Below are 23,984 nucleotides of genomic sequence, written 5' to 3'. Positions count from 1 at the left end.
AGATTGAAACAATTTTCAATGATTAGATATTGATAACAAATTTAACTGCTGACAAAATTTTTTGCCTATTTTCATTAGCTTTTGAGAGATATAACCATTACACACCCCGCGATGTTGTTCAATTTCCCAAGTATGATGATGAATATCTCGGTAAATCCCCAAGGTGGAACGAGCAATCTCAATTTGATTTTCATCCCGTTCTATCACCGAAAAAGCAAGGTACTTCCCTTCCGCACAACGATGTGCATAGGAGAAAATACAATGTCGCATTATTTGTCCTTCATCAAATAAGGCTTTTCCATTATTTAAGGCTGTGACTAAAACATTCGCCTCTTCCCAAACCATAATCGGGCTTTCCCATTGCAAGGCCAATTGAGCTTGATGTTCTTCATCTTGAGCCTGTTGTTGTTCAAGAAGGTATTGTCTATGCCAGGCGTTACTACGCTCTACTATCCTTTCCCATGATTGAGGTATTCCCCCTCGATATCCAATAGCCCGCCAGTAATCAGCCATATCAATGACTTGGTTCGCTACGTTTTTAAGACAATGTTGCAATGCACGAAATCCTTGTTCTTGCCAAACATTCAGCATATGCAAAATAAACAATCGAATAATGCGAATTTTTTGCGCACCAAATGTATCAAAACTATCGCTCAACCTTATGACGAAAATTTTGACACAAACCGGAATTTTCTCTTGAATACCACATTCGACTAAACAGGAAAGTTCTTGTCCAGACCATTGCGCGATAAACTTCGGCGATTGCTTTTTTAACCAACGCCATTGCTTTTTGGTCATACCGGGTAAATGTATTTTCGCAATTCGATTAAGCTCACGGATAGCGCATTCATTTGTCCAATAATCAAAACTAAATAAATTGGGGTCATCCCAATGTTTTGCCGGAAAATATTTTAATAATGGAAGAAGATTAGGGTATTCCGTTTCAACACGCTTAACTTTTTCTAGATGATTGTGGATATAAATATAATCTGAAAAATGAAAATAAGTGGTGAATCCTTTTATTTTTATTAAATAGGAAAACACCGATTTATCAATAAAATGCCGCCAAATGAATTTAGTAATATACTTTGAATGTCCAGCTAACTGATTGTTAAGTTGGGCGTACTTTAATATGAGTCGTTGCAAAGCCTTATTCACTGTAGATGTACCCAGGCGATTCATTCTCCAAGCCAGGCGATCATAAGTAGAATAGCGTTTATCATAATCGACAAATTTTTGCAGTTTAGGCAACATCATATCAATCATAGCCATCAACATATTATGATTTTTTAATGGCATTAAATCGGGCAATGATGAAAACCGGGCAAAATGATAAATTGCTTCATTAAGTCTTGCCTTATACCATTTATTTGATTTTAGATTGAAATAATAAGCTGAAATTTTACCGGTCTTTAAATTTCTCTTATAACGATAGAAATTAAAAAAAGTCATTGAAATAAACTGACTATTTTCCTCCAACTGATAAGCTCGATAGAGTTTATATTCAAAAATTTTCTCTCTCATCGTTCTATAATATTGCGTTAATTCTTCGCTACCAAATAAAAGCCTGTTCATTTTGTGTACAACCATAAGGATATCATAGTCGTATCATCTACTAATTACCCTGCACTTTTAACAAAGAAATAAACTTGAACTTAAAATAAAAAAACATATTCAATCTTCCAATCAAATATGCTTTTTAATCACCTTATAGGTTATCCAGTAACATTTTCATCCCAGCTAATAACCAAAGATGAGCGGGATAAAACGCATAGAAAAAGTACATCTGAAATTTTGAGGGTTTTCTCCTACCCATATTAAACCAAGCAGGAATGTTACGTTCTTGAGGCGGGGACAGGATAAAATAGACAGACATAACAATAGCCAATATCATTGGAAAGCCAATCGTGGTGTCATAATATGCCGACATCATTTCCTCATTCGCTAAAAATGCAAATCCCACTAATCCAATAAACCATAATTGACGGCTTATTTTTGTCATTGGCCGATAACGAACAAAAAAATAACACGCCACACAATACGAGAGCCCACCTAAATGATAGTCCGAATAATAAGATAAAATTCCCCCTACTCCACCTAGTACCGCATATTTTATGACAAAAACGATTTGCTCTCGTTGAGATCGGATAGTTTGAAAATGAATTAAGCGGGAAAAAGAAAAAATAACTAAAATAAACCCAATAAATTGCCCATAAATATTTAATCCGGCATCAGGAATAAAAAAAACGTAAGCATATTGAGCCGGTATGCCAAATAGACTCAGTTTTAACAGATAACTGAGTGTGCGACGTGTGTTTAACTCTCGACTTGCCAGATTAAATGCCATTAAAAAACCAAATGTCAGGAAAGAAAATCGACCAATTAATCGAAATAATATAAGTTCGGGGGTATATCCGCCAAATATGGCCCCAACATGATCAAAAACCATCGTACAAAGTGCGAGCCATTTTAATAAATTTCGTTGCGTATTCGTTATGTCTTTCACGGTCATTTATCCTTCCTTTCCCTATTGTATCGCAAAAAAAGTAAAGCCTATCCACAAAAAGTAGATAGGCTTAATAGTTTATAAATTAAAATCAATACTCGTATTCGAGCATAATGGTTGTAGAACTTCGGTCAGCTTCGGTGAGCACATAAACGTATTCATCACCAATATAATGGTGACTTAATACCCGTCCGCCGTTTTCCACAGCCTGATCGTTGTGCGCCCAAGCACTTCGGTAAATGATACCCCAGTCATAGCTCAGTTGCTTTTCAATTAATCTATGGATATGTTGCATACCCAATGATTTCTTGACTTCAGCGGTGCATACCACCCTACCAAGGGTAAAAGGCGTCTTTCTTGACTGATACAACGCCCAATCAAAATAACCCTTTTGCAAGTCATCACTTTCATCAAAGAAGAAAACTTCCGTCCGATAGTTTTTTGATGCTAAATCGGTGCCAATAACGACCGTGTCATTGCCTACTTGGTAGAAACTGACAATGACTTGTGCATTGGGATCACAAGGTGTTTGAACCCATTCACCGCTTCCCAGCATCACATAACCACATTGATGATACGATATGAACCGATTAATTTGCTCTACCGTTAATTCCGCTAAAATACGACGGGAAATAACGGTTTTACCCAGTTCTAAATGGTAATTTTTTTGACACATGATGTTCTCCTCAATTTTTTAATGTAAACGTAAAGGGGATAACATCACCATTGGGGGATGTTATCCCTCAATGGGCTGTACAAACTAATCTATCAGTAAGCTATTTTCTGAAAAACTGTAGTATTCACTACCGGATACAATGATGTGATCAAGTAAATTCACTTCCATTAATCTACAGGCTCTCATCATTCCCTCTGTAAACTTCTGGTCTTGATAACTGGGTACCACATCTCCGGATGGATGATTGTGCCCAATTACAATTGAAACCGCGTTTAGCTGTAATGCCCGCTTAATGATTTCACGAGGTGATATTGATACAGAGGTCACATCACCCTGAAACAATATTTCAGCTTTAACCAAACGATGACTACGATCTAAAAACAACACCGCACACATTTCTCTTTCTTCATAACCTATTAGGGTTTGGAAGTGAAACGCGATCATTTCCGGTGCAGTTAATTGTTTTTCAGAACGATATATTGGAGTATTCTCCATTATTTTCGTCAAAATTGCTTTCGCCTGATTTAAGATAGTTTGTTCATTTGCGTCTAATTTATACATTTGATATTCCTTCTAAAAAGAGGGAATATCCCCATAAGGAAAATATTCCCTTTATGGGGTAAAGTGCGGTCAAATCTGAGCGCACGTTAAAGTAAACCCAACTCATGTAGTTTTTTTCTGCATGCGTTGTTTATGACGTTGTAATTTTTTAAACATTTTTACCGTGTCTTGAAACCTACTTTCATCATTAACGGCAATACCATTAATACAAAAATGCGTGTCAAAACCATTGATAAAAATGAATATGTTTACATCGTCTTCTTCTAGCCCGGTCAGCTCAAAAAAGAGTGATTCCAAACGATTTAAAACGAGACTTTGATAAAGGTTACCAAAGTGCGGTATTACTTCACTGCCTCGTACTAATGCCCAAATTTCCTCATCTTCCACACAGCAATCGTATTGATAAAGCACATTTTCCCAACCGGTTAAGGCGGGACTGATTGCGTTCATGTAAAACGACGGAATAAAATTCAGTGAAAGCATGCCAAATTTGGTGCTATTCATATGGCTATAAGGTAAAGTATTCATCGTGTTCTCCCTAAATGATAAATCAAAGGGAAAACCCTCCATAGAGGCGATTTTCCCCTATGGGTAAAAGTGCAGTCAAAATTGACCGCACTTGAGTGTCAATATTATGCCCAAAGTACTTCCGCTAATTTCACTTTTTTCTCAAGCTCATTCACGGCTTTTTTGGCATAGGTGAGCGAAAAAGGATGCGCACGTTTTTCGGGATTATCTTTCAATTTCTGATGTTTTTCCTTAGCTTTTGCCAATTCAAACTGAAAGAATTCAAGACTTTCCGGCATAGATAAATCAATTTTTCCTGCTCGACTTTCCCAATATGCGATTTTGTCATCGTAACTTTCTGCTTTTCTCATTTCCTCAACGGATTTTTCCATCCGTCGATGATTACGATCAATCAGTGCCCGATGACGCTTTTCGCTGTGGTGACCGATTTTAATCGGCTCCCCCATACTCAAAAATTCCCGTCCTTCCTGGGCTGCCTCAAAATACTGATGGCTACGTTTCATCGCATTATGCGCCGCATCTTGATAGCGTTGCGCTCTTTGCTCAGCACGTTTTTGGCAATCCATCCCATCACAGCGGGTAAAAGAATAAAAGTAGTGATCCGCACTTTGTTTAACCAAATTGTGAATTTCTACTTCAACTTCTTTACCATGTCTGCTGGTAAGAACGATAATATCGCCCTTTTTATGGGGTTCCTGGCATTTTGCAACAAAGACGTTTGGGGCAAACTTAGCATAAGTATTAGTTATCATCGTATTTCTCCTCGATGTAAAAGTAAGGGAAATACGTCACCCAAAGGGAAACCTATTTCCCTTTAGGGGTGTAAAATGTAAAAGAAAATTAATCTAAAACAGCTTTCTAGGTGAATAGCTGATATAGCCTTCGGCTTTTTCAATATCGACAAATAAATATTCATATTTGTCGTAAAGTTTAACCAAAGGATGTGTCCGATTTAATACGCGACGGCAAAGAGAAGGGGCTCTAAAAAAGTACCAAGGTATGGCACAGTAACCCGCATCGTATTTTTCTGCCATATTAAACGCATCAACGGTATCTAAGTAAGCCGCATCTTGATCGGCTTTCTCTGATGCCACGGCAATCTCGGTATTTAACCGATGTAAAATATCCTTCCATCCCGGTGAAGACTGAATCCGTTGATGAAGATAGTCCCTTAGATCTAGCAAATCATAGTGATAGATTCTCAGGAGATAAACGCTCTCCATCACGTCTTCATAAGTCGTTTTACGGGATAAAGTTGGTAAAGGTAAATGCGTTGTCATCATTTTGTTTCTCCTCATAGAAAACAAAGGGGAAACATCCGCGGGGAGATTTCCCCAACGGGTAAATGAGAGGTAAAAGTGCGCTCAAATTTGAGTGCACTTTTCTGTTTAACGTCAAAGAATAAAAAAGACTAGCCCCGCCAGATGGGATCATCAAAGTCGACAAATTTTTTACTATGTCGGCTTTTAATTTGAAGTCCATTTGGTGAGATGCCCGCAATCAATTCTGCATCTGCGGTTGAGCAGTTGGTTAGCACAAAATCGGAGCGGGTTTCTTTTTTTAGTGAAAAGACTGCGGGACAAAAGCCGGTGATTAAATCTAAGGCTAATCGTGCTTGATTGCCTGATGTTTCAAGCCAAGCACCCCACATTTTCTTGTTGAGTTTAATTTCCATTTTGTTTCTCCTCATAGAAAAATAAGGGGAAACGTCCGTGGGGAGGTTTCCCCAACGGGTAAATGAAAGATAAAAGTGCGGTCAAATTTGAACGCACTTTTAAATAGATAAAGAAAAGATGAAATTAATTGAAAAATTTCACTAATGTCATAAGCAGACCAACACCGGCAATAATCAATCCTGCCATTTTATAAATAGAGGTATTAAATTCTGCCGTTAATTCTTGCTTCATTGTTAATATTTCACGCTGAAGTTTTTGTTCAAGAATTAAAATGTCCTGTTTCGTTACAAGAGTAGCTTGACTTTGTTCCAAAGCCCCATCAAGAGCTTCGGCTAATATCTCCGCCTGTTCTTGCGATTGCCCACCTTCTGTCAGTTTTTTAACAAAACGTAGTTTATCAAAGCGAATGGTTGCCATAGCATTCCCCATACAATTTCTCCTAAGATTGATTAATCATAACACAAAGAGAAATTCACCACGAAGGGAAAACTTCCCTTTGTGGGTAATGGAAAAAATCACCATTATTTCGGTAAAACAAAGACCAACAACATTGCTGGTCTTTATTGTTTAAGATCATGCTGACTATTGGTTTTCACCTTGTTCAGCCGATTTTTGAGATTTTTGTTCTCGCTGATATTTAACGTCACCATCAACTTTAATCATATCGATGCGAATTAAACGCCCTTTTAAGGACACGCCAACATCTCCTTTTTTATGGTACTGAGTATCCTTTGTATAAGTAAAGGTATCAGTCCATATATCAGAGATATTAAATGAAATGAGCACTTTTCTCTTTTCATCCACGGCTTGTTCACAACGTTTAATTAAACTCTCGGCTTCTTTACCAACAACGTTGGTATCGAAATAACGATACTCCACATCATTGTTATCACCGACTAAAGCGGCAATACGGCAAGCTAAGAAAGGTGAACCTTTTTTAGGCGTTACCGTGCGAATATCGCTTAAATAGCCGATGCCTGTGGTGTGTAAGTTAAAATAAGTTTTAGCGTTAGTTTGAGTAGACATAATGTTTCTCCTAATTGTAAAAAAGCGGAGAAACATCCTTACCCAATGCACGGGAAAAATGTTTCCCGCCAAGGGTTAAATTGATAAGTAAAATAAGCGTTCCCAATATCATTGGAGCTCTTTTCAGAACGCTGAGAGACATTGAACTCCCCACTCATCAACGACGAGGCATTGCTCTTTCAAGGGATGGCAATGTTTAAGTGCTATCAACGATAGCTGCTTAATATTTAAAGATGGGCTTAATGTAAAATTTTTTGTATAAAATAAATACATTTAATTGAATATTCTGTTTAGACAATAAAATAGCCCCTAGGCAAACACACCAGGGGCTACACAGATAAGAACAAATTTGATAAGTCAGGCTATATAATACAAGTGGTGCTGTATCATCCTCGTCAAAACATAATACAACGACATTCTTCTATTATTCGGTAACAAAGCAGCCTCTTACCGATACAACGCGCATTATTACAATGCAAAGGGCACTCAATGTTTCACCGGTGAGCTCCGGTTTGGATAAATAAGCATTACTGCAAGGACAAAAAAATACCTCAATACTCTTTTGTCCTTACAGTAAATCAATTTGTAAGGTAGCGACAAAAAATCGTATCGCATGGTTTAGTTTGCATTCCTGCCAACAGCAGAGTCCTTTTCAGAATGCTGAGGAACATTTTTCTGTATTGATGACCGACAATACAAAGCGGTTTTGCAAATCAAATTGTAGCAAATCTACAAAACAACATCAAACGAGGATCTGATTTCCCCTTTCTCTCACAACTTTTTTCTTTCTTGTTCGTTTTCCGCCAATACTTTCTAATCCATCACATTTAGGGTATTGGCTGCATCCCCAAAATAAACCGTTTTTTCCCTTCCGCTTGCTCATCGGGGAACCACATTTAGAACACTTTTTAATTTCAATACTTCCTAAAGAGATCCCTTTTGCAAGACACTCTTTCATCAATTGCCGAATAAACTGCTCTTGTCTCTGCATAAAAACATCAAGTGAAAGCGTTTTTTCTGCAATCTGATTCAGGGCTTGCTCCCAAAGCGCGGTTAAACCCGGATCTTTGAGTAATACCGGCAAGTTATCAATCAAAGAAACGGCTTCATTTGTCGCAATCAATGATTTCCCTTTTTTGGCTAAGAAACCTTTATCAATCAACCCCTGAATTGTTCCGGCCCGCGTTGCCTCCGTGCCAAGCCCTTCCGTTTCACGTAACCGTTGTTTTAATCTCTCATCCGTAACAAATCTAGCCGCATTTTTCATTGCACTGAGTAGCGTCCCTTCAGTGAAATGGTTTGGCGGTGTGGTTTGTTGGGTTTTCATTTCCGTATCGATGACCCGGCAAGTTTGTCCTTGCGTTAAGGTCGGGAGCGCTTGTTTAGATTCATCTTCTTCATCAAGCGTTTTGCCAAATAAGATTTTCCAGCCGGGAGCAATCAACACATTCCCCCGTGCAGCCAACACATGTTGGCCGCACTTCAACACAATTTGGGTTTTATCGGTTTCACTCACCGGTAGGAACTGAGCTAAATAACGACGGCGAATCAAATCGTAGATCCTAAACTCATCTTCCGACATTTTACTGATGTCCGCTTTTACCATAGTCGGAATAATGCCATGGTGAGCGGTAATTTTTTTGTCGTTCCATGCTCGGGATTTTTGACTTAGATTTAACTTTGAGGCAATAGGTTGTAATCTGCTGTCAGATTGAATGAGACACTGAATTACCCTCGGTGCTTCCACTAACTGGGATTCAGGCAAGTAACCGCAATCAGTACGTGGATAGGTCGTAGCTTTGTGGGTTTCATAAAGTGATTGAGCAATATCAAGCACTTGTTGTGCCCCAAGTCCATAGAGGCGGTTTGCTTCAGATTGTAAATCGCTCAAGGCAAATAAAAGCGGCGCACTTTGTTTTTCCCGTTTTGTCTCAACCGATTCAACTTTCGCTTGACCGATTTGACGAATTTGCTGATTAGCAGCCTGTATCACTTGAGCGGATAAACAAAGCCCATCTGTATCACAATATTGTTCAGGGATAACATATTGTGTAGCAAAAGGTTGCGTTCCCTCAGAAAGCATAACCTGTAATGTAAAGTGCTGCTTTGGAATGAAATTTTTAATTTCGCGGTCACGATTAACGACAAGACTTAACGTAGGACTTTGTACACGCCCCACACTTAATGGTTTACCTTGATAACCTTTTTGTTGGGCAAGCAGCGTAAAAAGGCGGGAGAAATTCATCCCGATAAGCCAATCAGCTCGGCTACGGGCAAGTCCCGCATAGTAAAGTGGTAAAGTGTCTTCGTTATTCTTTAATGCCCCTAATGCTTTACGAATACTGGCATCATCTAATGCAGACAACCAAAGGCGTTTTATTTGACCTCGAAACTTCGCTAAATCAAGCAGCTCCCGGGCTATCGTTTCCCCTTCTCGGTCAATATCGGTGGCAATCACAACCAATTGTGCTTGCTTAATGAGTTTTATCACAACATTGTACTGTTTCTTCGTTTCTTTTTTAGGTGAAAGCCCCCACTGTGACGGAATAATGGGTAAGGTTTCAAATGCCCATTTTTTAAAAGCGGGATCGTATTGTTCCGGATTAAACTGCTCAACCAAATGCCCAATTCCCCAGGTCACAACCAATTGACCATCCGGTGTTGATAAACAACCCTCACCACGTTTTGTTGCCCCTAATACTTTGGCAATATCATTACCTTGAGAAGGTTTTTCACAAAGAAATAGTTTCATCGTTACCAAATTGACTCATGTTAATTAATTATATTGAAGTTAAATCGGTTTTAAGGTAAAAGTAACGATTAATTGTTATGAATGTTTAGAGAATTTTTTACTGCCATTCTTTATGAAGAACGATTTTAATTCTTTTCGATAAAGATCTGTTGTTTGAATAGCAAGAAGTAGCGGTCGACATGCTTTACAAGAAGAAATAGTCTCTAGTTCTAAGCTAGAATTACTTTGATGGCGACTGACAAAGTCTTCCCAATCATCAGGATATACGCCACCATGAATGGTGATAAAAAAATCCCGAATATCTTCTATTGGCGCAGACATAACCCAGTTCTCTAATTCTTCTTGATAATCTGACATAACTTGTTCAATCGTTCGAGGAAAGATCGATGATGACATGAGAAATCCTTTTTAATTATATTTCCTACAATTAAATCGAATCAATGAAACCTAAACAATCAATAATTCAATTGTAAATAAAGGAGAGTATTTATGGGATGGAAGAAAATTAGAATTGATTTTGCTACAACAGTAAAATGTCAATTTTGTCCTCGACATATTACATCGGGTAAGGCCGTGATTGTCCAACACGATAATGGGATGCTAAGTTATGCTGGGCCAAGCTGTGCGAAAGATCCAAATAAAGTGGATAACCCTAAAGAAAAAATTATAGATGTAACAAAAGGGTGTGTAGAAGAACATATCTCCACTAAAAAGGAGGTAAAAATAGCAATCAATACAGAGCAAGATGAAAACTTGCCTACATCATTAGATTTTGATAACTACTTTGACGAAAATGCTGCTAAGGCTTACTTGTTGTTAAGATTTGAAAAACTTGCTCACATTCAAAAAATTTCAGATTTTAAGTCAAAAAAGTTAAACAGTATTTATCAAAAATATGTAATTGAGAACAAAATATCACTGGATGATGAAAAATACCTTAGTATGGTCATGCATGGTAAGAAATATCCAGAGTTTACCTATAAATCATTACAATCACTCTATGCCACTGATTTCTGGTTAAGGGTCTTCCTAGAAAAGAAACCAGAACATAAATTCATTAAAAGTTTACTTGAACAACTTCATCAGAACTTAAGCTTAAGCAAACCTCAAATGGAAAAACTAAATGAATGTTTTACTGAAGTAAAAGGAATGAAAATCACACTAAAAACAAATTCTTTTGGGCAAAAAAAGCCCCTTTTCATCATGGGGCGAGAGTTTAGATGAGATGAATGGTCAAAGGATTGACCGGTAGGATCTCAAGGAAAGTTATTGTTATAAGATACAAAAATATTATAAAAATTTGTCAATTGAACAAAAAGAGAAAAAAGATAAAAAGAATTTTTCAAAAAAAAGCTCCAACAGATGTTGGAGCAAATAAGGAGAATTCACCATTTATTATTTTATAGTTTTTAAAATATCTTGTTTAATTTCTGTGGCCAATTCAGGCGTACCACGGACTTTCCAGTATACTTTACTATTTCTCCCATCTTTTTCAAGGCTAATATCAAGGTAATATTGATTCTTCTCACCAAGTGCCCTAGCCATACGATAATAAACACCCGGATTGGTTTCATGAATAATGCCATCTTGTTCCATTTGATGTGTTTTCCATTTACGCACATCACCATATGCTCGCCCTAAATATTCATCTTTCGTTGGAAAATTAAATTCTCGTTTTAAACGAACATATAGAGTATCAATATCACGCTTAGAAGTGGCTTCGTCATCAAAAGACTGAATACTCCCAATTCCCAATGTTTTATTGAGTTGGCCTGCAAACTCACCCACTTTATTGTTAATAGCAGTAAGTTCGGCACATCCATTCAAACTTAATGCTATTAATGAAATAAGAAAAACGTTTTTCATCAAGAATATCTCCATTCAATCTGACATATTTTATATTTATGGAATTCAGAACGGAATATCATCATCAAAGTTATCCATTGTAGACTGCTCTGGCTGAGGTTGATGCCCCTGTTGTTGAGAAGGTTGATGTTGACCCGTTGCTGAATTTGAATTTTGCGGACGAGAACCTAACATCTGCATCACATCACCCTGGATTTCGGTTATGTAGCGATCTTGACCATTCTGATCTTGCCACTTACGTGTACGCAAGCGACCTTCAACATAAACTTGCGAACCTTTTTTCAAATATTCACCGCAGATTTCGGCTTGACGACGATAGAAAACAATACGATGCCATTCTGTTAATTCACGGCGTTCACCGGTATTTTTATCCGTCCAACTTTCACTGGTTGCCACACTAATATTCGCAACTGCGTCCCCGTTTGGCATAGTCCGAATTTCGGGATCATTTCCAAGGTGCCCAACAATAATTACTTTATTTACTCCAGCCATAATAACTCCTTATTTTTAAATATTATTCTTCCCAGTTTTCCGCATAGATATGATTTCGAGTTTCAAGCTGATTTAATTGGTTAAGTACATCAATCGCTAATCTTTTCTCATCATCCTCATTAAAGGGAGATTTAATTTTTTCGTACTCTACTGACGAATCAACCACCGACTTTCCATCAATACTGATACTGAAATGAATATTCACTTTTCCCATAACATTGGTCCCATATGTAATTAATGAACTGATAGAGATTGTGCATACATTATGAAGAATACTTAAGAGGAAATTCACTTGATAAATAAGAGAATTTTGAGTCGTTTATTTAGCCACACCGACTCTATGTGGTATATTGATATCTCCATTTTTATCTACCACAACAAAAATAGGAGACTCAATATGTCAGAAAAAACGCGCATCACTTATGGTGAAGCAGTTATCGCAGCATCCAATCTTTTAACGATTGATTTAGGAGATGTAAATCCCAATAATTTAATAGATGAATGGAATAAACTTTCATATAAGCAGGAAGATTTTATTGCTATGAAATTAAACGAGCTAGCAGAATCTATTTATGAAATCTGTAATAGATAGTATTTACGGTTTATCATGATCAGTTCCTACGGTGGACCAAGCTTGTAGCTCGACCCATCTTTCAAAATGGAATTCATTCATCTTATTTATAATTTCTTTCGTCAATTGACGCTCTTGAGAAAAGTAAAAACCTTTTTTAGTGATTTCTTCTTCAACTTGATGACGAATTACCGTCTCCCCATCAACTTCTACCATAAATGTCATTTTTACATTTGCCATTTTTTATCTCCTAAATAGTGATATTAATTGCGACAACCAAGATTTTTGCTTGTTTTTAGATTGTTGTTTAACAGATAATTGAGTGGTGAGCTCAAAAAGTTTTCTCTCTGCTTGCTCAAAATTTAGCTCTTCTTGTAATTCATGATAACTTTCCTTACCATATTCTTTCCAAATTAAATAAGGTTGAAAATAATCAATCATCCAGCCTGCCGTATCTTCTCGTTTTATCTGTTTTGATTCTGGTGTGAGAATAACTGATAAACCAAGTTGGCTAATTTTCTCACTTAACTCACGGTATAGCCGATAAAACGACTCATCAATATCATAATGGTTGATTGTCACACCATGCAGTTGAGTTTCTCCTGTTTCATAAAACATAAATTTAGCAAGACAGGTTCGATGATTCCCATCTGAACCAATATAGTAATCTATTCCATCAAAGGTATTGAAATACATGGTCGGAAGTTTCACTGCTGTATTGCGATAATATTCAGGTTGCTTGTTCTGCAATGAAAGGTTGATATCCATCTTTTTATCCGATGCAAGGAAATCTAACCAAGAACAATTTTGATATCGTTGACAATCTGTTCCTACAACTCGAAACACATTCAAAGAACCTTGAGAAGTCCAATAATGACGGTGAAGAAATATCCTTGCTTGAGAAAGATACTGAGCGTCCCAAGTCTGAATCGTATCAAAAGCCCAAGGCGGCGGATTTTTTATTATTCTCAAGAAAAGAGGCGTTCTCATTCCCTCGTAAATCTTATCATTTGACAACGACTCTATATCAAATTCCATAAACAATATCTCTCTTTTCAATATTCGAATAAAGATACAAACGTTTTCTAATAATATACTCCACAAGACTACGATAAAAATCCTGAACGATCTCCAATTCATCCCGCTTTTCATTCTTTAAAGAATTGTCAATTTGACTGAGAAGAGTAGGTTTAAAAACTACCTTTAAAATTTCATAATCCGAATAATAGTCCAGCGACGGATATAACCAATCTAATACAAGATCAGATTCCAAACTAAAAAATTTATAGGGATTCCAAAGAATTTCTCTCAATAATATACCCATTTCACCAAGAGATAATTTATGTTGAGAGCGAAAAGATTCAAAAAGGTCGATATTGATATAGCATCGGTTAGAAGAAATATGTTTCAAAAATACTTCCAATTGGCTTTCTTGCGCTTTTAACAGAAATTTTTTTAATCTCCAGCGGATATATAGGTAACGTAAACGTTGAGAATATGGCAATTTCATGATTACCTCTACAAATAAATTTGGTAGAGATATTACTTATAAACCGACAAAAACCAACTATTAATCAAATGCTTTAAAAAATTAAAAAATATTTCCTATTTTATTAATAAGAATAAGTCCTTCAGGAATAATTTGAAATATACTGATTGATGTTGTAATGATACCGATAACTACGGTACAACATAACTTAAACTGATTTTTAGTATTTAAGGTTTGAATTTCTTGGGCAATTTGAAATACTAGCTCTGAAGAAGACTCATTCATTTTTACAAGTGCTCTCATCTTATTTCGCAAAGTGACAGGTAAGTCAGATAGAAACCCCATATTTTGATAACGTAGAGAAATTTTCCGTAAATAAGCTAACTTAGCTTCATCATCAAAATCACTATCATCCTCTAACTCAACAAGTAACCCAAATAATGTGGTACAAACTTCATCATATTTAAGCTTAGTTTTAGCAATATAAATATCCAATGAGTCATCGTTAAAAAAATCTCTTAGCAATGCATTCCTAATGATTTTCTTCAACTCCGTCATACGAGCTTGCTGGTGATATTTATAAAATCCCCAAATTATCGCAAAACCAATTAGATCAAACACAATCAGAAATGCGAGATTCATTTTATCAGGCTCAGACATAATTGCTCCTTAAAAGTGATGTACTGCTATGTATTCACACTTGAAAATATCACACTTCACTTAAATTATCATTGCCTTTTCCTCGTCAAAGGTAAGGGGCTTGTTCCCTTACCTTTAAAGGCCTTTTATTTAAACCTTTACAAGCAACCCTTTTCAAGGGATTACAAGCAATGAAAAAAAGGCTATACAGGCAACAAGGATCAGGGATCAAATATGTTCCCCACCTTGAAATAGCTCATCAATTTTTTCCATTTTCTCCGCACACTCCGATAACTGGCGCATAATAGAGGTTAATATAGAAACTTGCATATTCAGCACCAGACGCTCTTTTTCTATCTGCACCAACGATTTTCTGACTTCATCGGAATAGCTCACATCACTGACAATATTTTCCCAAGCTTTTTGTCCGCTTTTATTATTTTCTACATTGCGCCAACGTAAATAAACTGAGCCGGCACTACTGGCTGAATCACGATAAAGTAAAAGAGGAAGCGTCCCCACGAGCGTATCGGTTATATTTCTAACAATCGTGGGATAATTTGCAATCATACCATCACGTGCAATGCGAATCTGGTCCAGTAGTAGATTAATTTCTTCCGGTGAAGATAACTCCCCGAAAAAATTTCGCATAAGCCCGTTGATATTATGTTTAGCGGCAAGATCTCGATACATATTTTCCGGAATTAACGCATAAATTTTCATTGTGATAATTTACTCCCTCTCTAAAGCATCACTATTATCGGATGCACTTGGATGAATATCCGGTGCAAAACGTGCCCGACGCGTTCCTTCTAAAATGTCCTGCGGCAGTTCAAGTTTAAAGCGTTGTCGCACTTCTTGATAACGCGCTGAATTATTGCGCACATCTTGGCGGGTAATTCCGCTATGTCGGTACGTTTCAATAACCCCAAAACAACGACGTAATAAAATTGAACCGGCTTCAAGCCATTCACGGGCTTCGGCTTTTGTCAGCAAGGCGATATAGGCAGCCGTCATCGTTGTTTTTGCCAGTGTATCAAACTCACAAAGTAAATAAATCAATTTATACGCTAAAGGGGAGTCGGCATAGATTTGATAAATAGCGGGTTCAATGTTACTGCAGCGTTGAATATCAATCCCATCAGGGAGCTGCTCTGCATGGATTTCAACTAAATCTGCAATAAGTTTTTTCATTTGTTCTGTATTATTGAGCACCATATTTTCAAATTCGACTAAATAATAATCCGCATAAGGATCGTCATTTGCCGCATCTTTTTGGAGCTGAGAGAGAAGTGATAGACATCCCGGTATGCTTAAAATCCCGGGACGAACAATTTTTTTTCCTTCACGAAGTATAGGGCGACCTTGCCACATTCGTGTTGCATATTGGGAATGCAATGTTAATGTAATCTCGCTACGAAGTGCGCCCATTTGCGGTTGCGTTGATTGTGGTTCATGTAATGTATTTTCTGCGATCATGGTATTACCTCTTTTTATGTAAAGAATTTAATGTCTATTTTTCGTACTAACTGCCACCCTGGGTGGCACTTTGTCTATTTTTTGTACTAACTGTTTCCCGGGGAAACACTTTGTCTATTTTTCGTACTAACTGTTTCCCGGGGAAACACTTTGTCTATTTTTCGTACTAACTGTTTCCCGGGGAAACACTTTGTCTATTTTTTGTACTAACTGTTTCCACTGGAAACACTTTGTCTGTTTTTTGTACTAACTACTAAACTTTAACCTGTACCAGACTATACCCGCATTAAACCGGCAAGTTTCCGAATGTCATCAAAATCAACATAATGCGTTTGGTGTGATAAATCAGTTAAACCGGGTAATATTCGTTTAGAGCCGGGTTTATCCCCTCCTGCTTCATCGACTTGAACGGTCGAAGTTTGACGGTTTTTATTCAACAAATAAGGTTTAAATTCCCCACTGTTGGCTCGCTTAACCAAATTAAACAAGTAGCCGGCGGGCTTGAGTACTTTCCCGTCTTGAATACGTTGTATTGCTTCAAAAATGACGGCTTGTAGGGTCTCTTGATCTAATTTCATCATCTCATTTGCGATAGACTGTTTTTCCAACGCACTCAATTTAAATTGCCCTAATTGTGAATAAATAAATTCGGTACGTTCAGTACTAGTACTGTACTGAGTATTTATAGTACTAGTACTGTACTGTGCTTTTACTGAGTTCCCTAATGGAACTAAGCCTAAAATCAATGACTTATCGTTATTTTGGTGACTCAGTTCCCTATTGGAACTCAGCGAATTTTTACTGAGTTCCATTTTGGAACTTGGTAAATTGTTTGTTTTTTGACTCAGTTCCATTTCTTCTTTACAGAGTTCCCTATTGGAACTCAGTAATTTTTGTTGTGTTTTTTCGATAGCCTGAGCCAAGTTTGATGGTAAGGATGGAGATACTGATTCAGGCGTTTGTTGCTCAACAAATGCTAAATAACGCTCACGGATAATTTCAATATGGGAAACTAAATGCCATACGGTATCCGAACTTTGCACAACCTCATCAACAATAGAAAGCGCGACATCGCGTAATATAGGATCACGATGTTTTGCCATCTTTTCGACAAAACGAAGATAGTCATCATTAATCACTAAACTATCTGCAATACTAAAAGGTTCATCGTTCATGACATAGACATTACCCAATATTTGTCCGTGACTATTTCGTACGGTTTCACATAATGTCAGCCAACGGGTTAAACGCAGTAACATAACCGTTTGGCTGACCACTTTACGTGATATCGGTTTTTGTTGATAGCTTCGATCTGACAACCACAACGCTAAAGTGTCATAAGAAGGAAACATCGCCCCCTTAAATTGCATTGAATGCAGCTTAATAAGCTGCCAAGCCATCTTTGCTCTTGAGGTGAGGTATTTATCCAGCAACAACCTTACCGGTACGGTCTCATGTCGATTCCCGACAAACAATAAACCTTGAAAGTCTTTATTTTCCGGTAACATTTTTTACTCCATACTTTCTATTTAGTTTTTCTATTGCCATGTTGAATAATTTCTATATTATGGAGCACCTAATGCAATGAAATGAGTACTGTCCCTTCTAACCCAAGGTGCTCCGCATTAAACAACAATCCCTAAGCGAGTTCCCCAACTCGCTTTTTATTTGGAAAATTATTTCCCTTCTTTTATCCATTGCGAAACAAGACGCCAGACTTCTGTTAAACTTAACTCCGTTTCCTCGGCGATATACATCAGCAAATCTAATCCTTCTGTAGACTGTTCAATTTCATTTGATGAAACTGAATGCTTATTCTCTTGCCAAAGTTCCCACACTTTTAACTCATCTTGTTCATCTGCGTTTTTCTTGCGACCGATATGTTCTTTAATCCCCAATAATTTTCGACGTGCCGATACTTCTGAAGAGCTCCACCCAAATCGAGAACGTAGCATTTCACCGGAAATCCCCAGGTTCAACGCACGATCAATAATGTTACGCTCTTGTGAATTTACACGGACTGACTCGATAAGATTCCAAAAAACGGAATGATTGATCTGAATAGAGGCAAAAGAACTGCTACTATCACATAGCTCACAAATTTCCTCCGTTTTCAAATTCATAATGGCGGCCAACTCAGATTCATCAAAACCTAACTGATAGCAATAATTAAGTTCGCCACGGCGAATGTGGGCGATGATTTCTGAAATCAACGCTTGATTCAAATTCGTATTAAGCATTTTGACCTCCAATATGTTGTGCGTTGATATAACGGTGTAAACGAATTAAACGGAATAAACGAACGAGCATTAAATCCGACATCGTATTACCGATTAAATAATCTAAATTTAATAAATCAGCTTGTGGTGAGAGTTGTGGCTCTGTCGCCAATGTGGTTAATAGGTGATAGACAAACAAGGTAAATTCTGAATACTCCTCTCCATCGAGCGGACGCATACGGTAGCTATAATCAATCGGATCATGTTGTACATGTTCCACAAACTGCCCTAATCCCACTTCTTCTGCAATATCAAGGACGAGAGAATAGGCTTCCATTTTATGTTTGCGGTTTGGGTAGATTTTCCAAATGTTGGTAACCGGCTGTTTACCACAATTCGCAAATTCCAATCCATTAAGTGCCGCTTCTTCTTGACGTTGTTTTTCCGGATTGACACCCGGGGTAAACCCCAGATCATTAAAATGTTGAATAACCGCAGAGGAAAAATCAGTCTCTGAAATGCCTAAATGAGGTAGCGAATCCCCGTTATCAGAGTCCGGCACAGAAGAAATACCCGATGAAGTCGTTTGATAGGTCATCATTGAAGGAATGATTTCATCATCTTGTTCTTTAACCTGGGGGAGCTCGGACTGTGCCAATTTCTTCTGTTCATGACGTGTTATATTTCGCTGGGATTGCTCAACCTGTTGGGATATTGCCTCTTTAATTCGGCTCTCGCTATCTTGCGTTCGTTGTAAAATTTCCGGTTGCTTTTCAGCTAACTTCTTCAGTTTTTGTTCGGCAAGATCTATTTCAAATTTAAAGGTTTCATAGGGAATTTGATAACTGAATGCTTCGGTGATATGACCAATCAATTGATCTTGAAAATCATTGATAACAAACTCTGTCGGCTCTTCATCAAATCCGGTAAGCGAATGCATCCAAACCACATCAAAGTCCTTATTTGTAGGATGGTCTTCGGAATGTTTTTCCCACGAAAGCTGGGCATTACGGCGAATCGTTAGAAGTTTTTCAATCTGATGTTTTCCCATTCCATTTAACAACACATTTGGAATATGCGGATATAAGTATGTTAAACATTGCTCCATTTTGGCTATTAAGGAATATGAAATCGGATAACCATTCTCACCCAGTTTTTCACTGAGCTTACGATGTGAAAAATATTCGCCATATTTTTGCTCATATAACTTTTTCACCTCACGAATCCCTAGGGCTTTTTCAATAAAAGAAAGCTCACCCCGCACATCATTTTCAGCCAAATGCCCAATCAAAATATTAAGTTGTGAATTGATGTCATCCGCTTCGCCTTGCCAAGGTTTAAAAACGCACTCAATCGACCAAAAACGAAGATCTTTCGTTTCTTTAAAGAGCTCATTAAGTGCCTGTAAACGGGTATTACCGCCATCTAAAATCGTATAAAAACTATCTCCGGGACGTTGGGTAATATTGGGTGAATGATCCAATCCACGGGATTTTATTGATGCCTTAATTTCTTCGTAGGCCGGGTTTTTAGTACGACGGGGATTACCTTCATAAGGACGTAACTGATCTAAGGTAACCGTAATTAAACGATTACCACTTTGCATTTCCGTTTCTGATGAAACAGACTGATAGGGATTGAGAGATTGGCTTTGTACCATTTTTTCATATTCCGGCGAATGATTCATAATTGCCGGTGTGGATAAGGCAGCCAACATTTTTTTTGCACGTTCTTCTTTATCTTTAGAAGGAACAAAAGGATTTTTCACACTCATTTTTATAATCTCGCTAATCGTTCATACTCTTCATCCGGGATATTCTCAAAAAGTGACAATTCCCCTCTAAACTGACTTAATACCGTGCCAATCGGACCATTACGTTGCTTGGCTATAATGATTTCAGCAATACCCGGCATTTCCGAATTGTCGTTATACACTTCATCCCGATAGATAAAGAAAATCATATCGGCATCCTGCTCCAGGGAGCCTGAATCCCGTAAATCCGATGAGATAGGTCGTTTATCCGCACGTTGTTCCAAATTTCGGTTTAACTGGGACAGGGCGATAATTGGGCAGCCTATTTCTTTTGCTAACTGTTTCAGCTGCGTTGAAATACTGCTAATTTCTAAGTTTCGATTTTTACCGTCTTTATAAGTCGGGTCAGACATTAACTGTAAATAATCAATAATAATGACCGAAGGTATGCCATATTTACGAACATTACGACGAACTTTCGTCCGTAGGAGTTGTGGCGTGAGGTAACTGTTATCATCTAATAACAATCGGTCTTTCCACTGATGTGCAATCATGCCAAAAGCGTTACCAATCCTTGCCCACTCTGTTTCATCAATTTGAATGGCTTGACGTATTCTTTGTAAGGGAACTCGGGCAAGGAGTGCCAGGAAACGTTGCATAATTTGCTCTGCCGGCATCTCAAGACTGTAATACTGAACAGTACTTCCTTCTTTCTGTTCAAGCGCTGCTTTGGCAAAGGTTAGTGAAAGTGCGGTTTTACCCATTGAAGGGCGAGCAGCAAGTAAAATCAAATCACCGGGTTGTGAACCGGTTGTATTCACATCAAGACGATCAATACCAAACGATGTACCGGTAACAGGGGAAAGATTTTTTTTGCTTTCATCCATTCTTGTTACAATGAGATTGAGTACTTCAGATAAATTGACATTTGTTTCTTTATCTGAACGATTCAGAGTCAACTCCGTCAATCGCTTTTCTGTATTAGAAATCAGTGCATCAAGTGAATCCTGGGAATTCACTTTTCCGGTTTCCTTTCTTAGAAAATCGCCTAACGCATAAAGTTGGCGGGCTTGACTATCGGTCCGTACAATCTTGGCATAGGCTTCAACATTGGTTGCACTTGGTGTCTTATGTGTAATTTCAGCCAAATACGCAAGCCCACCGCACTCTTCAAGCCAGTTCTGTTGTTTTAACGCATGTTCTACCGTCACCATGTCAGCCGGTTCATTATTCATAAGAAGCTGACTGATAACGGTAAACATCAATCGATGATGACTGAGATAGAAATTATCTGCCGTTATAATAGAACTCAATTCATCCCATTTATTATTATCAAGAAGCAATCCGCCAATCACGGATTGCTCTGCTTCAATATTGCAAATCATTGGAGGCTGTTGACTCATCTTTCACCTCCAATTAACGAGTTTGGAATTTATCCGCCCATTGCGGGAAAAGTGAAATACAGAGCTTGCGGATATTCTCTTTTTCATCCTTGTTATGGCGGTGAACGGGAAGGGCAAGACTGGCTGCTTCACGATAAGCCACACGTGCCGGAATCGCTAATTCAAGCAATTCCATATAGCTATCATTGCTTTCAATGAAGAGTTTACGCAGACTTTCAACCACTGATTTTGCGTCGTTGGTTTTGTCTAAGCAGTTAATGACTGCTTTTAATTGAGGTAATTTGAAACCATGTTTGGTAAAGACTTGAAGTTGCTGATAAAGCCCCATTGTTCCCCGAACAAATTCACGGGCTGATAGCAACTCAGGTTTGAGTGGCGAAATGACCAAATCACTTGCCAATACAGACATATCGACCGTAATCCCTTTTGTTCCTCTTGTATCAACGAGAATTAAATCATAGTTTTCTAAGGAACGGACAAGATCATTGAAACGCAACATCCCATCCGGAGAATTACGTAAATGTGTGGTAATCGCATCCGTAGGATCATTAGATTGGATAATATCGAGATGAGTATACTCGGTTTTTGAAATGACTTGCTCAGGGTTTGTATTACTTTGAATAAGGAATTCAAATAATCCCTGAGGTGCTGTGTAGTTTAAATTGTAGTAGGTAGATAAAGTTGGTTGAACATCGGTGTCTATCATCAAAGTGCGCAAACCACAGTCTGCACAAAACGCACCGATATTGGCAACATTCGTTGATTTCGTTACGCCCCCTTTAGTGGACATAACCGTAACGATAAATGCTGAATTTTGGGATAAATTTTCCATAGTCAAACTCTCTTGTCAAGAGCAAACTAATGAAAAGCCTAGAGGTAAGTGATTAAGATAGCATTGGTGGGTCGTGAAGGATTCGAACCTTCGACCAACGGATTAAAAGTCCGAACCTATATCAATAGGTAATAATTATAAACACTTTATAAATCAAACACCTACACACATAGACATTATAATCACATCCCATCAACCTATCAACTTTTCACACCTTTTAGCACCTGTTACGTCAAATTTACGTCAAACTACCAATTCACTTTTCCCACCCTAAATGATGAAAAAAAGCACGGCAAAACTACCGCACTTTTATCCCATATTTTCGACAAGTTACACCACGATTTGCCCGTTTTCTTTAAGATAAGCATAAATACGCGACAACATAATTTGTGTCGGGGTTTTGCCAATATCTTCTTTGGTAAACGGTGCTTCATTAATCGCTTTCGCCCCTTCTACATCAATCCATTTGTATTCGCTAATAATTGGCGTGAAATCGGTCACGACACCGTCATTGTCTGTGCCGGTGCCAATCACATATTTGGCGTTAATTGAGCCGTCCTCTTGCGTGCTGTAAGCCGCAATTGCTGAGTACATTGGGTTTAAAATTTTGTTGAATGTTGTCATAAAAGACTCCTTGTTGTTAAATAATTGTATAGCCACTCTTTACATTAAACCGATTTTAATGTATCGTATGGCTATACAGTGAGGTTAAAATGATTTTATCTTTCAAACATAAAGGGCTTGAGTTGTTTTTCACAACAGGTTCAACCGCAGGTATTCAGCCCAAACACGCCAATAAATTAACGCTGTTATTAACCGCCTTGAATAGTGCAGAAACACCTCAAGCAATGGCTGTTCCCAGTTGGAATCTACACCCATTGAAAGGTAATCTAGCTAACCATTGGTCGGTTAAAATTAATGGAAATTGGCGTTTGACCTTTAAGTTTGAAAACGGTCACGCAGAAGTGGTTGATTATCAAGATTATCACTAAGGAGAAATAATATGAGAATGTACAATCCAGCGCATCCGGGGTTAATTTTGAAAGAATATATTGAGGGAATGAGTATTACCGATATCGCCAAACGCTTAGGGGTAAGTCGTGTTGCGCTTTCCCGCATCGTGAATGCTCAAGCAGGCATTTCTGCTGAAATGGCTGTGCGATTAAGTAAATTACTTTCCAATACTACGCCAAACTTTTGGCTCAATATGCAAGCGGATTATGATCTCTGGCAAATTGAAAACACGAAAACCTTTTCAATTATGCCGTTATTTGAAGAATCCGCTCACTCGGTAAAACTCGCCTAAATTTAACCGCACTTTTGTGCGGTTTTGTTTTATCCTCCATGCCCTCCTGAACCAATACAGTTTTTACCCGGTTGCATATCTTTAGGGGATAATTGATAGCAGAAAACCGGTTTAGTTGTGTAATCGGCTTTGTATTGAGTTGAACAAGCCATTAACAGATTTGAAATAAGTAATATTAAAAATGTTTTTTTCATCATATTTCCTCTATAA

The 23,984-nt window shown here is 37.8% G+C and carries 33 protein-coding genes; 4 read left to right on the top strand and 29 right to left on the bottom strand.

Annotation, left to right across the window (positions count from 1 at the left end; all coding sequences use genetic code 11):
• Nucleotides 1-15: 15 nt before the first annotated feature.
• The 13 genes from BKK52_RS01145 to BKK52_RS01090 form a co-directional block, all read right to left on the bottom strand.
• The gene (locus tag BKK52_RS01145; RefSeq protein ID WP_077477574.1) at nucleotides 16-1,590 is read right to left on the bottom strand and encodes a PcfJ domain-containing protein; all 1,575 of its coding nucleotides are present in this window, start codon (nucleotides 1,588-1,590) and stop codon (nucleotides 16-18) included.
• A gap of 118 nt (nucleotides 1,591-1,708) precedes the next feature.
• Nucleotides 1,709-2,512 (bottom strand): TraX family protein, encoded by an 804-nt coding sequence (locus tag BKK52_RS01140; RefSeq protein WP_077477572.1) that lies wholly within the window; start codon nucleotides 2,510-2,512, stop codon nucleotides 1,709-1,711.
• Between the two features lie 85 nt (nucleotides 2,513-2,597).
• A complete protein-coding gene (locus tag BKK52_RS01135; RefSeq protein WP_077477570.1) occupies nucleotides 2,598-3,182 on the bottom strand; it encodes a hypothetical protein in 585 nt (194 codons plus the stop codon).
• Nucleotides 3,183-3,266: 84 nt separating this feature from the next.
• Nucleotides 3,267-3,743 (bottom strand): JAB domain-containing protein, encoded by a 477-nt coding sequence (locus tag BKK52_RS01130; RefSeq protein ID WP_077477568.1) that lies wholly within the window; start codon nucleotides 3,741-3,743, stop codon nucleotides 3,267-3,269.
• A 102-nt stretch (nucleotides 3,744-3,845) separates the two neighbouring features.
• Complete coding sequence (locus BKK52_RS13730) at nucleotides 3,846-4,271, bottom strand: hypothetical protein (RefSeq protein ID WP_077477566.1); 426 nt, start codon at nucleotides 4,269-4,271, stop codon at nucleotides 3,846-3,848.
• A gap of 104 nt (nucleotides 4,272-4,375) precedes the next feature.
• Entirely contained in the window at nucleotides 4,376-5,023 is a 648-nt protein-coding gene (locus BKK52_RS01120) for a DUF3560 domain-containing protein (RefSeq protein ID WP_077477564.1), read from the bottom strand.
• 93 nt (nucleotides 5,024-5,116) lie between these two features.
• Complete coding sequence (locus BKK52_RS01115) at nucleotides 5,117-5,554, bottom strand: hypothetical protein (protein WP_077477561.1); 438 nt, start codon at nucleotides 5,552-5,554, stop codon at nucleotides 5,117-5,119.
• 128 nt (nucleotides 5,555-5,682) lie between these two features.
• Nucleotides 5,683-5,946 (bottom strand): hypothetical protein, encoded by a 264-nt coding sequence (locus tag BKK52_RS01110; RefSeq protein ID WP_077477559.1) that lies wholly within the window; start codon nucleotides 5,944-5,946, stop codon nucleotides 5,683-5,685.
• 124 nt (nucleotides 5,947-6,070) lie between these two features.
• Nucleotides 6,071-6,376, bottom strand: a complete 306-nt coding sequence (locus BKK52_RS01105; RefSeq protein ID WP_077477557.1) for a CCDC90 family protein — start codon at nucleotides 6,374-6,376, stop codon at nucleotides 6,071-6,073.
• Between the two features lie 153 nt (nucleotides 6,377-6,529).
• Nucleotides 6,530-6,973: an STY4534 family ICE replication protein gene (locus BKK52_RS01100; protein WP_077477555.1), complete on the bottom strand. Its 444-nt coding sequence runs from the start codon at nucleotides 6,971-6,973 to the stop codon at nucleotides 6,530-6,532.
• A 10-nt stretch (nucleotides 6,974-6,983) separates the two neighbouring features.
• Complete coding sequence (locus BKK52_RS14040) at nucleotides 6,984-7,115, bottom strand: hypothetical protein (RefSeq protein ID WP_255204587.1); 132 nt, start codon at nucleotides 7,113-7,115, stop codon at nucleotides 6,984-6,986.
• Between the two features lie 600 nt (nucleotides 7,116-7,715).
• Nucleotides 7,716-9,725, bottom strand: coding sequence for a DNA topoisomerase III (locus BKK52_RS01095; RefSeq protein ID WP_077477553.1), 2,010 nt, complete (start codon nucleotides 9,723-9,725; stop codon nucleotides 7,716-7,718).
• A 75-nt stretch (nucleotides 9,726-9,800) separates the two neighbouring features.
• Nucleotides 9,801-10,121, bottom strand: coding sequence for a hypothetical protein (locus tag BKK52_RS01090; protein ID WP_077477551.1), 321 nt, complete (start codon nucleotides 10,119-10,121; stop codon nucleotides 9,801-9,803).
• Between the two features lie 93 nt (nucleotides 10,122-10,214).
• On the opposite strand from BKK52_RS01090, the gene BKK52_RS01085 reads away from it, so the two are divergent.
• On the top strand, nucleotides 10,215-10,949 hold the full coding sequence (locus tag BKK52_RS01085; RefSeq protein WP_077477549.1) for a hypothetical protein: 735 nt from the start codon (nucleotides 10,215-10,217) through the stop codon (nucleotides 10,947-10,949).
• Between the two features lie 171 nt (nucleotides 10,950-11,120).
• Here the strand turns inward: BKK52_RS01085 and BKK52_RS01080 are convergent, their stop codons facing one another.
• From BKK52_RS01080 to BKK52_RS01070, 3 genes are read right to left on the bottom strand one after another with little or no spacing between them, the layout of a single operon-like run.
• Nucleotides 11,121-11,591 (bottom strand): hypothetical protein, encoded by a 471-nt coding sequence (locus BKK52_RS01080; RefSeq protein ID WP_077477547.1) that lies wholly within the window; start codon nucleotides 11,589-11,591, stop codon nucleotides 11,121-11,123.
• Between the two features lie 45 nt (nucleotides 11,592-11,636).
• Nucleotides 11,637-12,083, bottom strand: coding sequence for a single-stranded DNA-binding protein (locus BKK52_RS01075; protein WP_077477545.1), 447 nt, complete (start codon nucleotides 12,081-12,083; stop codon nucleotides 11,637-11,639).
• A gap of 22 nt (nucleotides 12,084-12,105) precedes the next feature.
• Nucleotides 12,106-12,297, bottom strand: coding sequence for a hypothetical protein (locus BKK52_RS01070; RefSeq protein ID WP_059366941.1), 192 nt, complete (start codon nucleotides 12,295-12,297; stop codon nucleotides 12,106-12,108).
• A gap of 183 nt (nucleotides 12,298-12,480) precedes the next feature.
• Here BKK52_RS01070 and BKK52_RS01065 point away from each other — a divergent pair, with 183 nt between their 5' ends.
• The gene (locus BKK52_RS01065; RefSeq protein WP_077477543.1) at nucleotides 12,481-12,675 is read left to right on the top strand and encodes a hypothetical protein; all 195 of its coding nucleotides are present in this window, start codon (nucleotides 12,481-12,483) and stop codon (nucleotides 12,673-12,675) included.
• Nucleotides 12,676-12,678: 3 nt separating this feature from the next.
• On the opposite strand, the gene BKK52_RS01060 is transcribed toward BKK52_RS01065, so the two are convergent.
• From BKK52_RS01060 to BKK52_RS01005, 12 genes are all read right to left on the bottom strand, one after another.
• Nucleotides 12,679-12,894 (bottom strand): hypothetical protein, encoded by a 216-nt coding sequence (locus BKK52_RS01060; RefSeq protein ID WP_077477542.1) that lies wholly within the window; start codon nucleotides 12,892-12,894, stop codon nucleotides 12,679-12,681.
• Between the two features lie 3 nt (nucleotides 12,895-12,897).
• A complete protein-coding gene (locus BKK52_RS01055) occupies nucleotides 12,898-13,692 on the bottom strand; it encodes a hypothetical protein (protein ID WP_077477541.1) in 795 nt (264 codons plus the stop codon).
• Nucleotides 13,682-14,164 (bottom strand): hypothetical protein, encoded by a 483-nt coding sequence (locus tag BKK52_RS01050; RefSeq protein WP_077477540.1) that lies wholly within the window; start codon nucleotides 14,162-14,164, stop codon nucleotides 13,682-13,684. The genes BKK52_RS01055 and BKK52_RS01050 overlap by 11 nt, the downstream gene beginning before the upstream one ends.
• A gap of 81 nt (nucleotides 14,165-14,245) precedes the next feature.
• The gene (locus tag BKK52_RS01045) at nucleotides 14,246-14,803 is read right to left on the bottom strand and encodes a hypothetical protein (protein ID WP_077476117.1); all 558 of its coding nucleotides are present in this window, start codon (nucleotides 14,801-14,803) and stop codon (nucleotides 14,246-14,248) included.
• Nucleotides 14,804-15,010: 207 nt separating this feature from the next.
• The gene (locus tag BKK52_RS01040) at nucleotides 15,011-15,505 is read right to left on the bottom strand and encodes a DUF3158 family protein (RefSeq protein WP_077477539.1); all 495 of its coding nucleotides are present in this window, start codon (nucleotides 15,503-15,505) and stop codon (nucleotides 15,011-15,013) included.
• A gap of 9 nt (nucleotides 15,506-15,514) precedes the next feature.
• Entirely contained in the window at nucleotides 15,515-16,261 is a 747-nt protein-coding gene (locus BKK52_RS01035; protein ID WP_077477538.1) for a PFL_4669 family integrating conjugative element protein, read from the bottom strand.
• 275 nt (nucleotides 16,262-16,536) lie between these two features.
• Complete coding sequence (locus BKK52_RS13725; protein WP_208606133.1) at nucleotides 16,537-17,769, bottom strand: STY4528 family pathogenicity island replication protein; 1,233 nt, start codon at nucleotides 17,767-17,769, stop codon at nucleotides 16,537-16,539.
• 168 nt (nucleotides 17,770-17,937) lie between these two features.
• Nucleotides 17,938-18,501, bottom strand: a complete 564-nt coding sequence (locus BKK52_RS01025) for a DUF2857 domain-containing protein (protein ID WP_059366961.1) — start codon at nucleotides 18,499-18,501, stop codon at nucleotides 17,938-17,940.
• Nucleotides 18,494-20,254: a ParB family protein gene (locus BKK52_RS01020; protein WP_077477537.1), complete on the bottom strand. Its 1,761-nt coding sequence runs from the start codon at nucleotides 20,252-20,254 to the stop codon at nucleotides 18,494-18,496. Before BKK52_RS01020 ends, BKK52_RS01025 begins: the two co-directional genes overlap by 8 nt.
• 2 nt (nucleotides 20,255-20,256) lie before the next feature.
• Nucleotides 20,257-21,636 (bottom strand): replicative DNA helicase, encoded by a 1,380-nt coding sequence (gene dnaB / locus BKK52_RS01015; protein WP_077477536.1) that lies wholly within the window; start codon nucleotides 21,634-21,636, stop codon nucleotides 20,257-20,259.
• A 13-nt stretch (nucleotides 21,637-21,649) separates the two neighbouring features.
• Nucleotides 21,650-22,468, bottom strand: a complete 819-nt coding sequence (locus BKK52_RS01010) for a ParA family protein (RefSeq protein WP_059366973.1) — start codon at nucleotides 22,466-22,468, stop codon at nucleotides 21,650-21,652.
• Between the two features lie 330 nt (nucleotides 22,469-22,798).
• Nucleotides 22,799-23,092: a hypothetical protein gene (locus BKK52_RS01005; RefSeq protein ID WP_077477535.1), complete on the bottom strand. Its 294-nt coding sequence runs from the start codon at nucleotides 23,090-23,092 to the stop codon at nucleotides 22,799-22,801.
• Between the two features lie 89 nt (nucleotides 23,093-23,181).
• On the opposite strand from BKK52_RS01005, the gene BKK52_RS01000 reads away from it, so the two are divergent.
• Nucleotides 23,182-23,460 carry a type II toxin-antitoxin system RelE/ParE family toxin gene (locus BKK52_RS01000; protein ID WP_077477534.1) on the top strand — a complete coding sequence of 93 codons (279 nt, stop codon included), beginning with the start codon at nucleotides 23,182-23,184 and terminating at the stop codon, nucleotides 23,458-23,460.
• Between the two features lie 17 nt (nucleotides 23,461-23,477).
• Complete coding sequence (locus BKK52_RS00995; protein WP_077477680.1) at nucleotides 23,478-23,774, top strand: HigA family addiction module antitoxin; 297 nt, start codon at nucleotides 23,478-23,480, stop codon at nucleotides 23,772-23,774.
• Between the two features lie 29 nt (nucleotides 23,775-23,803).
• Here the strand turns inward: BKK52_RS00995 and BKK52_RS13475 are convergent, their stop codons facing one another.
• On the bottom strand, nucleotides 23,804-23,968 hold the full coding sequence (locus BKK52_RS13475; RefSeq protein ID WP_158074680.1) for a hypothetical protein: 165 nt from the start codon (nucleotides 23,966-23,968) through the stop codon (nucleotides 23,804-23,806).
• Nucleotides 23,969-23,984: the final 16 nt, after the last annotated feature.

This window comes from Rodentibacter trehalosifermentans (genome assembly GCF_002000545.1).
Lineage (GTDB): Bacteria > Pseudomonadota > Gammaproteobacteria > Enterobacterales > Pasteurellaceae > Rodentibacter > Rodentibacter trehalosifermentans.
The sequence above is the reverse complement of the archived record's forward strand: the minus strand, read 5'-3'. Positions and strand labels throughout refer to the sequence as shown.